9 protein-coding genes are annotated in these 13,319 nt (G+C 50.2%); 6 read left to right on the forward strand and 3 right to left on the reverse strand.

Annotation, left to right across the window (positions count from 1 at the left end; all coding sequences use genetic code 11):
• Window positions 1-101 precede the first annotated feature (101 nt).
• From WBM30_RS07615 to WBM30_RS07635, 5 genes are all read left to right on the forward strand, one after another.
• Complete coding sequence (locus WBM30_RS07615) at window positions 102-1,178, forward strand: GntR family transcriptional regulator (protein WP_424900135.1); 1,077 nt, start codon at window positions 102-104, stop codon at window positions 1,176-1,178.
• 374 nt (window positions 1,179-1,552) lie between these two features.
• Window positions 1,553-3,163, forward strand: a complete 1,611-nt coding sequence (locus WBM30_RS07620; protein WP_424900136.1) for a xylulokinase — start codon at window positions 1,553-1,555, stop codon at window positions 3,161-3,163.
• Between the two features lie 16 nt (window positions 3,164-3,179).
• Window positions 3,180-3,878 carry an L-ribulose-5-phosphate 4-epimerase gene (locus WBM30_RS07625; RefSeq protein ID WP_424900137.1) on the forward strand — a complete coding sequence of 233 codons (699 nt, stop codon included), beginning with the start codon at window positions 3,180-3,182 and terminating at the stop codon, window positions 3,876-3,878.
• 13 nt (window positions 3,879-3,891) lie between these two features.
• Window positions 3,892-5,316 carry an L-arabinose isomerase gene (gene araA / locus WBM30_RS07630; RefSeq protein ID WP_424900138.1) on the forward strand — a complete coding sequence of 475 codons (1,425 nt, stop codon included), beginning with the start codon at window positions 3,892-3,894 and terminating at the stop codon, window positions 5,314-5,316.
• Window positions 5,317-5,425: 109 nt separating this feature from the next.
• Window positions 5,426-7,831 carry a phosphoketolase family protein gene (locus tag WBM30_RS07635; RefSeq protein ID WP_424900139.1) on the forward strand — a complete coding sequence of 802 codons (2,406 nt, stop codon included), beginning with the start codon at window positions 5,426-5,428 and terminating at the stop codon, window positions 7,829-7,831.
• A 124-nt stretch (window positions 7,832-7,955) separates the two neighbouring features.
• Here the strand turns inward: WBM30_RS07635 and WBM30_RS07640 are convergent, their stop codons facing one another.
• Genes WBM30_RS07640 through WBM30_RS07650 form a run of 3 tightly spaced genes read right to left on the reverse strand, consistent with a single transcriptional unit; the run spans window position 7,956 to window position 11,951 of the window.
• A complete protein-coding gene (locus WBM30_RS07640) occupies window positions 7,956-9,530 on the reverse strand; it encodes a response regulator transcription factor (RefSeq protein ID WP_424900140.1) in 1,575 nt (524 codons plus the stop codon).
• A gap of 15 nt (window positions 9,531-9,545) precedes the next feature.
• Window positions 9,546-10,970 carry a histidine kinase gene (locus tag WBM30_RS07645; protein WP_424900141.1) on the reverse strand — a complete coding sequence of 475 codons (1,425 nt, stop codon included), beginning with the start codon at window positions 10,968-10,970 and terminating at the stop codon, window positions 9,546-9,548.
• A 12-nt stretch (window positions 10,971-10,982) separates the two neighbouring features.
• The gene (locus WBM30_RS07650; RefSeq protein ID WP_424900142.1) at window positions 10,983-11,951 is read right to left on the reverse strand and encodes an ABC transporter substrate-binding protein; all 969 of its coding nucleotides are present in this window, start codon (window positions 11,949-11,951) and stop codon (window positions 10,983-10,985) included.
• A gap of 231 nt (window positions 11,952-12,182) precedes the next feature.
• Between WBM30_RS07650 and chvE the strand changes: the two genes are divergently transcribed.
• Complete coding sequence (chvE, locus tag WBM30_RS07655; protein WP_424900143.1) at window positions 12,183-13,271, forward strand: multiple monosaccharide ABC transporter substrate-binding protein; 1,089 nt, start codon at window positions 12,183-12,185, stop codon at window positions 13,269-13,271.
• Window positions 13,272-13,319: the final 48 nt, after the last annotated feature.

Raw genomic sequence — 13,319 nt, forward strand, 5'->3', positions numbered from 1 at the left:
GGAAGTCCGGTTTTTGCATAGAATTCGTCAACGCGCACTTGTATTTTTCCGGTTGGTTTACTATACTATTTGTACGGACATATACAGAGGGAGAACACGCGATGAAAACAAAATACCAGGTGATTGCCGATGAGATACGCTCAAAAATACTTTCGAACGAATTTGTGGTAGGCAAGGTCATTCCGCCCGAACTGCAGCTGCAGAAGGATTATGGGGTCAGCCGCCATACCGTCCGGGAAGCGATCGCCTTGCTGGTGAATGAAGGCTTTCTGCGCAAGGAGAAAGGTTCCGGAACCTATGTCGACGATACGTATCAGAGGCGTGGTGACGGGGTGTCATCCAGCAAAACGATCGGCGTCATCACGACTTATCTGTCGGACTATATTTTCCCGTCGATCATCCGCGGCATTGAGCAGAAGTTGCGGGAGAATGGCTACTCTTTGCTGCTGGCGAGCACGAACAACGACGTCGATCAGGAGCGGGAGTGTCTGGAACAGATGCTCAGCCAAGGTGTTTCGGGATTGATCGTGGAACCGACAAAAAGTAACCAATACAATCCGAATTTGGCCTATTACCTTTCCTTCAAGGAACGCGGCATACCGGTTGTCATGATCAATGCCTACTATGAAGAACTGTCGGTCCCATTCATTTGCGTCAATGACACGAAAGCGGGCTACCTTGCCACGAAACATCTATTCGAGCAGGGCCATCAGCATTTGGCGCTGATCACGAAGATCGATGACCTGCAAGGGAAGTACCGGATGAAAGGCTTCATCAAAGCCCACGAAGAGATGCGGACAAATTTCGATCCGAAAAACGTGTATACGTACACGACCGAAACGAAGAGGCAAGTTTTCCAGACGATTCGGGAGAAGCTGGCGAGCGATCAGGAAGTCACCGGCATCGTCTGCTACAACGATGAAGTGGCGCAGGGCTTGATCCAAGCGCTTGCTGACATGGGCAAACGGGTCCCGGAAGATTATTCGGTGGTCGGCAACGATGACTCGTTCTTGAGTACGGCAGGCAGCGTGAAGCTGACGACCCTTTCCCATCCGAAAGAAGAATTGGGCGAGGCCGCTGCCGAGTGGATTATGTTGGCCGTACAGCAAGAAGTGACTGGCAACAAAATATTCGAGCCGGAATTGATCATCCGTGACTCGGTCAAACGGATCCAATAACCAAAAAGGAAGCTGTCCCTGAGCCGGGACGGCTTCTTTTTTGTCATTTATTCGGATATCTCTTGAAGAGAACCCTGACATTTCGAATAAATGTGGGCACTCGGGAGATAAGGATGTCCGATTCCTACAGAATATCGGACAAGATTAGCCTACTATGTCTCCAGATTGTCGGATACATAGCGGATATCCGACAATCATCAACCTAACAAATCACCCGCACAGCCGCATATAAATAAAATCAGAGCCCTTCTCTTATTTTTGTTCGGACAAATATTCAAATTTCCTATTTACATGTACGTACATATGGCATATAATATCCCTAAGAAGAACGGACAGCATCCGGAAAGGGTGCACCGCAAAAAGGAGGAAATATTTTGACTGAGAAGTTACAAGCGATAGTCACTGATATCGAATCGCGGCAGACGAGCATCGGAATCGAATTCGGCTCCACGCGCATCAAGGCGGTGCTGATCGATTCCCGCTTCGCTCCAATCGCATCCGGCAGCTACGAATGGGAAAATCAGCTAGTCGACGGCATCTGGACGTATTCGCTGGACCAGATTTGGAAGGGCCTTCAAACAAGCTACGCAGAACTGACGCGTGAGGTTAAAGAAAAATACGGCGTGACCTTGACCGCAGTTGGATCGATCGGTTTCAGCGCGATGATGCACGGCTACATGGCGTTTGATCAGGAAAATGAATTATTGGTTCCGTTCCGGACTTGGCGCAACGCCATCACGGCTGACGCCGAAAAGGAACTGACCGCTCTGTTCAACTACAATATCCCACAGCGCTGGAGCATCGCCCACCTGTATCAAGCGGTTTTGAATAAGGAAGAACACACAAATGAAGTCGCTTTCTTTACGACTTTGGCAGGCTACATCCATTGGCAACTGACAGGCAAGAAAGTTTTGGGGATCGGCGATGCATCCGGGATGTTCCCGATCGATGTCGAGAAGAAAAATTATGACGAACGCATGATTGGTCAGTTCGATGCCTTAGTCGCAGAAAAAGGCGCGACTTGGAAATTGGCGGATCTGCTGCCGGAAGTATTGTTGGCAGGGGACGCGGCCGGGAATCTGACGGAAGCGGGAGCAAAACTCCTTGATCCGACAGGCACACTCGAAGCGGGCATCCCGTTGTGTGCTCCGGAAGGGGACGCCGGCACCGGTATGGTCGCTACGAACAGCGTGGCGGAACGCACCGGAAATGTATCCGCCGGGACTTCGGCATTTGCGATGATCGTCTTGGAGCAGGACTTGAATGAAGTGCATCCGGAAATCGATCTCGTGACGACACCGGCAGGCAGTCTGGTCGCGATGGTCCATACCAATAACTGCTCATCCGACATCAATGCCTGGGTCAAGCTTTTCCGGGAATTCAGCGAAGCTGCAGGTTTCGCAATCGATACGGACAAATTGTTCACCACTCTATTCAACAAAGCGCTTGAAGGCGATGCCGATTGCGGCGGATTGCTCTCGTACGGTTATTACTCGGGCGAGAACATCACCCATTTAGCGGAAGGACGGCCTTTGTTTGTCCGCACACCGAAAAGCAACTTCAACTTGGCCAACTTCATGCGCGTGCACCTCTTCACCGCTTTTGGCGCCATGAAGATCGGCATGAACATCCTGAAACAGGAACATGTCACGATCGACAAAATTGTCGGCCACGGCGGCATCTTCAAAACCCCTGAGGTCGGCCAGAAAGTATTGGCTGCCGTCATGGACGCACCGGTCACCGTCATGGGAACGGCCGGAGAAGGCGGGGCATGGGGCATCGCATTGTTGGCTGCCTACACTGACCGCAAGGAAACGTCAGAGAGTTTGGATGTATTTTTGGACAAGAAAGTATTTGGTGCCGATGAAGGCATCACGATCGCTCCTGATGCGCGCGACGTTGAAGGTTTCGGCATCTTCATCGAACGCTACCAAAAAGGGCTGGCAATCGAACAAGCTGCAGTCGAGCATTTGAGTTTGAGATAGAAGGGAAGGAAACATCTTGCTGGAACAATTAAAAGAAGAAGTTTTTCAAGCCAATCTGGAATTGCCGGAACGAGGACTGATCAAATACACGTGGGGAAACGTCAGTGCGGTCGACCGCGAAAAAGGCTTGTTCGTCATCAAGCCCAGCGGTGTCGGCTATGACGACATGCAGGCGAGCGATATGGTCGTTTGCGACTTTGACGGCAACGTCATCGAAGGGGATCTGAACCCGTCATCCGACATGCCGACGCATGCCGTCCTGTACAAAGAATTCCCGGAAATCGGTGCGGTTGTGCACACGCATTCGACTTGGGCCACGATTTGGGCGCAAGCCGGATTGGATGTGCCGGCCATGGGTACGACACACGCGGATACCTTTTACGGCACGGTTCCCTGCGCCCGTTTCCTGACGCAGGCGGAAATCGACCGGGGTTACGAGGAAGAAACGGGAAACGCTATCGTGGAAACGTTCCGCGAACGCGACATCAAACCGATGGAAGTTCCCGGCGTATTGCTGCATGGGCACGGACCATTCACTTGGGCCAAGGACGCTAAGGGTGCAGTATTGAATGCCGTCGTCTTGGACGAGGTCTGCAAAACCAATCTGTTCGCCCGTCAATTGAATGCCTTCGCGGAGGAACTGCCGCAGCGCATTCTGGATAAACATTATTTGCGAAAACACGGAGAGAACGCCTACTATGGGCAAAAAAATTAGAGGAGCTGAAAATATGTTAGAAGTAGGGAAAAAAGAATTTTGGTTCGTAGTCGGTTCGCAACATTTATATGGTGAAGAAGCTTTGCAGACAGTAAAAAACAATGCGGCGGTCATCGTGGAAAGTCTGAACAACAGCGGCAAACTGCCTTATCCGCTTGTGCTGCAGGAATTGGCGGTAACGCCCGATACGATCACGAAGATCATGAAAGAAGTGAATTACCGTGATGAAGTGGCCGGTGTCATCACTTGGATGCATACTTTCTCGCCAGCCAAAATGTGGATCCGCGGCACGAAATTGTTGCAAAAACCATTACTGCATCTGGCAACTCAATTCAACGAAAGCATTCCATGGGCAACAATCGATATGGATTTCATGAACTTGAACCAAGCAGCACATGGCGACCGCGAGTACGGCTTCATCAACGCACGTCTGAAAAAGAACAACAAAGTCGTTGTCGGTTATTGGGAACGTGAAAATGTCCAAACCCAAATCGCGGAATGGATGGACGTGGCGGTAGCCTACAATGAAAGCTTCTCCATCAAAGTGGCGCGTTTCGGCGATAACATGCGTAACGTTGCCGTGACGGAAGGCGACAAAGTGGAAGCACAGATCCAATTCGGTTGGACAGTCGATTACTACGGCATCAGGGATCTAGTGGACTACGTCGATGCGGTCGAAGATGCAGAAGTCGATGCTTTGTTCAATGAATACAAAGATTTGTATGATTTTGACTACGGTGACTATGAACAAGGCAAATGGGAAGCGCACGTCAAAGTGCAGGCGCGTCAAGAAATCGGCATCCGTCGTTTCTTGGAAGCGGGCAGCTATACGGCCTTTACCTCAAACTTTGAAGATCTGCATGGTTTGCAACAATTACCTGGTTTGGCCGTGCAACGTTTGATGGCAGAAGGCTACGGATTCGCAGGTGAAGGCGACTGGAAAACAGCAGCAATCGATCGCTTGATGAAGATCATGTCCCACAACATCGACACCGGCTTCATGGAAGACTATACGTATGAAATGGCTGAAGGCAGAGAAGCCATTCTGCAATCACATATGTTGGAAGTCGATCCTGGACTGGCATCCAACAAACCAAAAATCTTGATTGCGCCATTATCGATGGGGAACCGTGAAGAACCAGCCCGTCTTGTCTTCGACGGCAAAGCAGGGGACGGTGTTGTCGTTTCGATGGCTGATTTCGGAACGCACTACAAATTGTTGGTGAATGAAGTTGTTGCTTTTGAACCGACTGAGGCAGCTCCGAACCTTCCAGTCGCACGCGTCCTATGGGAAGTGAAACCGAATTTCCATGACGGCATCCGCGCTTGGATCGAAGCTGGCGGCGGTCACCACACTGTCGTTTCATTGAGTTTGAGCACAGATCAGATCCTGGCTTGGGCAAAACTGGTCGGTCTTGAAGTAGCCTTAATCAAATAGTTTTTTTTCGATCGGTTTGACAGAAAATCGTCAAACCGATTTTTTGGAGGACGTTTGTGAAGTTTCTATCAAGTGTTTTCAATAATAAAAATGAAAAGGAGCAACAAACATGACTGCATTTGATTCAAAAGAGTATCTGGACAAGGTGGATGCCTTCTGGCGCGCCGCTAATTTCATCTCCGTGGGGCAATTGTACCTGAAGGACAATCCCTTGCTGCAACGCCCGATCGAGGAAACCGATGTGAAGCTCCATCCGATCGGCCACTGGGGAACGATCTCCGGCCAGAATTTCATTTATGCCCACTTGAACCGCGTCATCAACAAGTATGACCTGAACATGTTCTACGTCGAAGGGCCAGGGCATGGCGGCCAAGTCATGGTTTCGAACTCTTATCTGGACGGCTCCTACACGGAAATCTATCCGGACATCACCGAAGATCTGGAAGGGTTGACGAAACTCTACAAACAATTCTCCTTCCCCGGCGGGGTCGCTTCCCATGCGGCACCGGAAACACCCGGTTCGATCCATGAAGGCGGCGAACTCGGCTATTCGCTTTCCCATGCCACAGGCGCCATCTTCGACAATCCGGAAGTGATCGCAGCGACTGTCATTGGTGACGGGGAAGCTGAAACCGGCCCGTTGGCGGCTGGCTGGTTCTCCAATGTGTTCATCAACCCGGTAACCGATGGGGCTGTTTTGCCTATCCTGTATTTGAACGGCGGCAAGATCTCCAACCCGACGATCCTGGATCGCAAATCGAACGCAGAATTGACCCAGTATTTCAGCGGCATGGGCTGGGAGCCGTTGTTCGTGGAAGGAACCGAACCGGAAGCTGTTCATCCGATCATGGCTCAAGTGTTGGATACGGCTGTAGAAAAAATCAAAGCGATCCAAACAGAAGCCCGCAAAGGCTCCGCTGCCGAAGCGAAGATGCCGGCTTGGCCTGTCATCATATTCCGCACACCGAAAGGCTGGACGGGTCCGAAAACGTGGGACGGCGAACCGATCGAAGGCGGCTTCCGTGCCCATCAAGTGCCGATTCCTGTGGATGCCCACCATATGCAACACATCGACGCACTGGTTGATTGGATGCAGTCCTATCGTCCCGAAGAGTTGTTCACTGCGGATGGCCAACTGGTGGCTGAATTGAAAGAAATGGCACCGAAAGGCGACCGACGGATGGCTACGAATCCGATCACGAATGGCGGTATCGATCCGAAACCGCTCGTCATTCCGGATTGGAAGCAGTATGCCGTCGACACGACCGTTCCAGGCGCAGTCATTGCCCAGGATATGATCGAATTCGGCAACTTTGCGCGCGACCTGATTGTGGATAACCCGGATAATTTCCGCATCTTCGGACCGGATGAAACCAAATCGAACCGCCTGAACAAGGTCTTCGAAGTGACGAACCGCGTCTGGATGGAAGCGATCGATCCTGCTTACGATGAATGGCTTTCTCCATCAGGCCGTGTCATCGATTCCCAGTTGTCCGAACACCAAGCCGAAGGCTTCCTGGAAGGGTATGTCTTGACCGGGCGTCATGGTTTCTTCGCCAGTTACGAGGCCTTCCTGCGTGTCGTCGATTCGATGATCACCCAACATTTCAAATGGTTGCGCAAAGCCAAAGAACAGACATGGCGCAAACACTATCCGTCCTTGAACTTGATCGCGACTTCGACTGTTTTCCAACAGGACCACAATGGCTATACTCATCAAGATCCAGGTTTGTTGACGCATTTGGCTGAGAAAAAACCGGAATTCATCCGGGAATACTTGCCGGCGGATGCGAACTCCTTGATGGCCGTGATGGCAGAAACGATGGCTTCCGAGGAACAAATCAATCTGATCGTGTCTTCGAAACACCCACGTCCGCAATTCTACTCTGCTGAAGAAGCGGAAGTATTGGTCAAAGATGGCCTGAAAGTCATCGACTGGGCTTCCACTTGCGGAGACGAAGAACCGGATGTCGTGATCGCAGCAGCGGGAACGGAACCGAACCTGGAGGCACTTGCGGCAGTCACGATCCTGCACAAGCAGTTCCCGGATCTGAAGATCCGTTTCATCAACATCGTTGACCTGTTGAAACTGCGCCACCCGGATGTGGATCCGCGCGGCTTGAGCGACGAAACATTCGACGCTTATTTCACGGCGGACAAACCGATCGTCTTTGCCTTCCATGGTTTTGAAGGCTTGATCCGTGATATCTTCTTCGACCGTCACAACCATACCCTGCACATCCACGGATACCGTGAGAATGGGGACATCACGACACCGTTCGACATGCGTGTATTGTCTGAGATGGATCGCTTCCACTTGGCGCAGGATGCGGCCAACGCCGTCTATGGCGAAGAAGCGTCAGCCTTCTCGCAAAGGATGACGGAAACGGTGGACTTCCATCACCGCTTCATCCGCGAGAACGGCGAGGACATTCCGGAAGTGATGGAATGGAAATGGGAAGCTTTGGAAGGTGCTACTGTAGCCAAAGAGCTGGTCGCAAACAAAGCGGACTGACGTAAGAAATCCCATTTAAATATCAAAAGATGCGTTACCGGCCTTGGAGCAGTTGCTCCAAGGGACGGAAACGCATCTTTTTTGCTTAGCTTAATAGCATTCGATTTCTACACAAGTGTATCTATTATGCTCGTGTATGAGTGCGGCGGAATTCTTTCGGGGTCTGGCCTTCCCGTTTTTTGAAGAGGTAGCTGAAATAATTGGGATCGTTGTAGCCGATGTCCATCGCGATGGTAGACAGTTTATCGTCTGTCCCGATCAACAACTCCTTCGCATGCTGAAGTCGGCATTCCGTCAGGAAGTCGATGAAGGTCTGCCCTAAAGATTGCGAGAAAATGGTGCTGAAATGCGACGGACTAAGGTTTACGGAATCGGCCACGACATTCAGGGAGATATCCGGATCGGTAAAATTCTCCTTGATGAATCCCAAGGCCTTTTGGATGACGCTCTGATACTTCACCATGGAAGGGTGGATATGTGCTGCCATCAAAAAAGATAACAGCTTTTCGATGATTTGGGTATATTCCGCGGCATTGGCCGCCACTGCCGCCAATTGATCAAGGTCGTTCATTTTTTCAAGCAAAGGCTGCTCCGAACCGGGCTTCTTTTTTTGGACAAGATTGCCCAATTCGGTCAGCACGAAAAAGCGGAAGAGGCGGTTGCGTTCTTCAGTATCACCGGGCGTTCCCTGAAGCTCCAGCACCAGTTCCTCCAGTTCATCCGCTTCGGTCTGGGCAATTTTTTGGGCCAGATCGAGTTTGAAAGGATTCGTCGGGGAAACTTCGCCGTCCTTGATGTCATCCTCGTAGCTGATGATCCGTTCGGTCCGCAGCACCCCATAGGTCTGGAGCATGTTTTGCGTATAGCGGTAGGCCTGCGGGATTTCACTGAGCCGTTCGACGATCGGGCCGATCGAAACGATCAGGTCCTCCGCTTCTTCGTCCTTCAGTTCATGAACGAGCGTCTGAGCCAGTTGGTAACTTTTTTCCAAAAGCCTGTCCGCATCGCTGTCCATCAGCAGAAACTTGATGAAGCGCGATGAGATGCTGGAGAAAATGATACTCTCGTCCTCTCCGAAAAGGAAATGCAAATAATTGCTGAAGCGGAAATAATCGTCGAAGTTCTTATCGTAATGATTGGTGGCCAACACGATGCAGGTCTTTTTCCCGACGATCGAGCGCTTTAAGGCGGCGGATTCCTGCAGCACTTCCGGAACCGATAAGTCACCGCGGAAGATGCCATTCAGGAAATGATTTTTTTTCAGCTCGAAGACGAAATTATCCGCATGCGTATCCCGTTCCATGACGGGTTCTTTTTGTTTGTCCAATACCGCGATGACAGACTCGAGCGTTTGGATCAGCTCGGTGTCTTTGATTGGCTTCAGAAGATAGGCGTCTGCCTGCACTTGGATGGCGGTGCGCGCATATTCGAAATCATCGAATCCGCTGATGAAGATGATGCGGATCCACGGGAAAATTTTCCGGACTTCCTTGGCCAGACTGAGGCCATCCATGAAAGGCATCCGGATATCGGTCAGCAGGATATCGGGTTTGACATCCATGATCGAGGCCAATGCCATTTCCCCGTCGGAGGCTTCCCCGGAAAAGATCAGCGGGTGTGTTTCGGCAAGGGACAGCAGTTGGTTCCGCAGGCTGTCCCGGATCAGATGCTCATCCTCGACAATAAAGACTTTATACATGCTTGTTCGCTCCTTTTAGGTAATCTTAGGTACTGTCACAGTAATGGTCGTGCCTTTTCTGTAGGTGCTGTCAATCTGGAGGGAAGCGCTGTTGCCGTAATACAACAACAGACGTTTGCGGACGTTGTAAAGGCCATACCCGCCTTCACCGGATTCATCGACAGTGGCTTGATCAAGCCGTCTATGGATTTCGAGCAGACGATCTTCCTGCATGCCGATACCGTTGTCGGTCACGAAGAATTGGATCGTATTATTGGTATCAGTCGCCGCGACGGTCACTTTCCCGGCCCGACGGACATGCTTGGTTCCGTGGTATACTGCATTTTCTACCAACGGCTGCAGAATCATCTTCAGCACTTCCGTCTGGAGGATTTCCTCCGGGATATCGATGGCGAACGTCAACATGGCCCCGTAGCGGATCTGCAAAATCGTCAGGTAATCTTCGACGTGGCGGATTTCTTTCTCGATCGTGATCCAGTCCTGGCCTTTGCTTAAGGAAATGCGCAGGAAATCGGAGAGGGCGTAGGTCATCTTCTTCACCTGCTCGCTGTTGCCTTGTTCAGCCAAGGACAGGATGGCATCCAGGGTATTGTAGATGAAGTGGGGCGTAATCTGCGCCTGCAGGACCCGCAGCTCACTCTGGGCCAGATCGAATTGCTTCACGGCGTTTTCTTCTATCAGCACATGCAGATTCCGCGCCATGTCATTCATGCTTTCCGTTACGACGCGCAGTTCGGTGACTTCTGGCTCTTTTGCCCGGTAATCGAGATGGCCTTGCGACAGTTCCTCGGAAAGGATGATCAGCTCGTTCAACGGCTCCTGGATCTGCTGCGTCAAGAAGCGGTTATTCTTCCGGGCGTAGTAGATGATCGAGAGCACGATGATGAGCTCAAACAGGATCAGATAATAGAGCGACACAAGGATATCATCGCTGGTTTTCCCCGCGATTTCGATTTCGACGCGCACAAAGTCCTGCAGGATAGCATAAAGCAAGACCGTGACGGCATCGACTTGGACCATGATGGTTTCATTTTCATCGAACGGCCGTTCATTGGCGACATTGCTTTCCATCTCGGAAATATAATGGTCAAGTGTGTCCAAGGTCCGCAAAGCGACATCCAGTGTGGCAGATTCCTTTGTGGTAGTGGTATTGGCCTGGATCTCTTCGATGGAGAGGCGCACCTTGTCAAGCTCGTTGCCGGACTCGTAATCGGTGACTTGGATGAGGCCGAAGACCAGGTCCCATAGTTCCTCCAGAACATTTTCCTGGACAATAGTCGAAACGGCATTTGCTTCCTCGACGTTCGCCAGTGCGCTGCGGTAGATCAGAATATTGCGTGTGTAAAAGATACTGATCACCAGCAAGGGAATCAGGGTGATGCTGAAGAGCAGGCGATTGGTCTGCTGGAAAATATCTTTGATGCTGGCTATTTTTTCCATCACGTTGCCTCCCTAATATTCCCTTGGCGGAATGCTGTCGATATTCCCTTTATCGGAGAAGACAGTTTCGGGCATATAAATTTCATCAGGGATGGTATTGCCGTTCAAATAACGCTTAATGGTGTTGCGGACATACCAGCCGGCGTTCGGATTGCATTCGACTACGCAATTGACTTTGCCGGCGCGCAGGTTTTCGATCATTTCCGCTTGGCCGTCGATTGTGACGATGATGATGTCCTGGCCGGGGACGATGCCGTTTTCTTCCATGATCTCCAGCATGCCCAGCGTCATCTCATCGTTATGGCTGTAAAGGACATCGATATCTTCCCAGCCGTTCTCCTCGATGTATTTCCGGAAGACATCCTTCGCCTTGGAACGGATGAAGTCCCCTTCCAAGGAGGCTGCGATGGATATCCGCGAATCGCGGCTGATCACTTCCAGGAACCCTTCGCTGCGGAAATTGGTCGGCGAAGTATTCGCAAGCCCTTTCATTTCCAGAATCTTCACGAGGGACTGGGAGGTGTTTTGGAAATGATTGGTGATGTAGAGTCCCGCCCGATTGCCTTCAGCCTTGAAGCTGGAACCGATGTGTGTTAAATACAGATTATCTTCTGTTGTGCGGATATGGCGGTCGACAACGATGACGGGAATGCCAGCAGATTTAGCTTCCAACAGAACGGCATCCCAACCGTCTTCCACGATCGGCGTGAAGACAATCATATCCACTTTATAGGCGATGAAGGTACGCATGTCCTGGATTTGGCGGTCTTGGTTCATGAAACCATTCCGGTACAGCACTTCGTAACCTTCTTTATCCAATTCTTCTCTTATTGATTCTGTGTGGCGCTTGCGCCAATTGCTCTCCGTTCCGGATTGCGAAAATCCGATGACGATGTTTGCCGCATCTTCTTCTGTATTCGGAGCATTGGTGCAGCCAGCCATTAGGAAGAGGAATAAGAGCAAACGTAATAAATATTTCATGACTGGAAAACTCCTTCCTATATTATGTATAAAATAAAACGCTACCATCGAATAGTTTAGCACAGTTTATGGGGCCTTCGAAAAAAAACAAAGAAAATCGGAAAAAATCCATATGGAAACGGATACAATTCAGTAAGAATGTCAAGAAACTGGATAAGATAGTGAATGTAAGCGGTATCCTTTGGAGGTACAATACGTATATCAAATAAAACAGCAGTGGAGGAATTCGGAATGAAATTCAATTGGAAGAAAAGTTTTCTCACAGCAACAACGTTACTATCGGCCGTAGTCTTAGGCGCTTGCGGAAGTGGTGACGCATCAACCGGAGAAAGCGGTTATGTCGGAATCGCGATGCCTACGAAGTCAGCAGAGAGATGGATTGCGGACGGCAACAACATGGTTACGGAGTTGGAAAAACTGGGGTATAAGACGGACCTTCAATACGGCGAGGACAAAGTAGAAAACCAAGTAGCCCAGATCGAAAACATGATCACAAAAGGTGTGGATATTTTAGTAATTGCTTCTATCGACGGATCCGCCTTGACGGATGTGCTGGGAAAAGCAGCGGACGAAGGCATCGAAGTCATCGCTTACGACCGTTTGTTGATGAATTCCGAACACGTGGACTATTATGCAACTTTCGATAATTTCGGAGTGGGTGTGCTGCAGGCTTCCTATATTGAAGATGCATTGAACTTGAGTGAAGGCGAAGGCCCGTACAATATCGAACTGTTCGGCGGCTCTCCGGATGACAACAACGCCTTGATCAATTACAACGGCGTGATGTCCGTATTCCAACAATACATCGACAGCGGCCAATTGGTCATCCCTTCCGAACAAACGAAATTCAACCAGATTGCAACCCTGCGTTGGGATGGATCGACTGCACAAGCACGGATGGACAACTTGTTGAGCGCAAACTACACGGATAAAACATTGGATGCGGTCTTGTCTCCTTATGATCCGATCAGCTTGGGGATCATTTCTTCCTTGAAAGGTGTAGGTTACGGCTCAGACGACAAACCATTGCCGGTCATTACAGGTCAAGATGGAACCCAAGCAGGCGTGAAATCGATCATTGCCGGCGAACAGACACAAACTATCTTCAAAGATACGCGTATCTTGGCTCAAAACACAATCGAAATGATCGAAGCGATCTTCAACGAGGAAGAAGTTCCTGTAAACGATACGGAAACTTATGACAACGGCGTGAAAATCGTACCGACTTATCTGGCTAATCCGATTTCAGTCGATAAAGAAAATTATCAGGCGGAATTGATCGATACAGACTACTATTCTGAAAAAGATTTAGGACTATAAAAATGTGAATAATCGAGACTTCCTTTGCGGCGCCAAGGAAGTCTCTTC

Source organism: Trichococcus sp. (genome assembly GCF_049684335.1).
GTDB lineage: Bacteria > Bacillota > Bacilli > Lactobacillales > Aerococcaceae > Trichococcus.

Excerpts from the sequence above, each read along its gene's own strand:
- chvE (WP_424900143.1), top strand. The coding sequence starts at position 12,183 with ATGAAATTCAATTGGAAGAAAAGTTTTCTCACAGCAACAACGTTACTA.
- WBM30_RS07650 (WP_424900142.1), bottom strand. The coding sequence starts at position 11,951 with ATGAAATATTTATTACGTTTGCTCTTATTCCTCTTCCTAATGGCTGGC.
- WBM30_RS07635 (WP_424900139.1), top strand. The coding sequence starts at position 5,426 with ATGACTGCATTTGATTCAAAAGAGTATCTGGACAAGGTGGATGCCTTC.
- WBM30_RS07645 (WP_424900141.1), bottom strand. The coding sequence starts at position 10,970 with ATGGAAAAAATAGCCAGCATCAAAGATATTTTCCAGCAGACCAATCGC.
- WBM30_RS07615 (WP_424900135.1), top strand. The coding sequence starts at position 102 with ATGAAAACAAAATACCAGGTGATTGCCGATGAGATACGCTCAAAAATA.
- WBM30_RS07640 (WP_424900140.1), bottom strand. The coding sequence starts at position 9,530 with ATGTATAAAGTCTTTATTGTCGAGGATGAGCATCTGATCCGGGACAGC.
- araA (WP_424900138.1), top strand. The coding sequence starts at position 3,892 with ATGTTAGAAGTAGGGAAAAAAGAATTTTGGTTCGTAGTCGGTTCGCAA.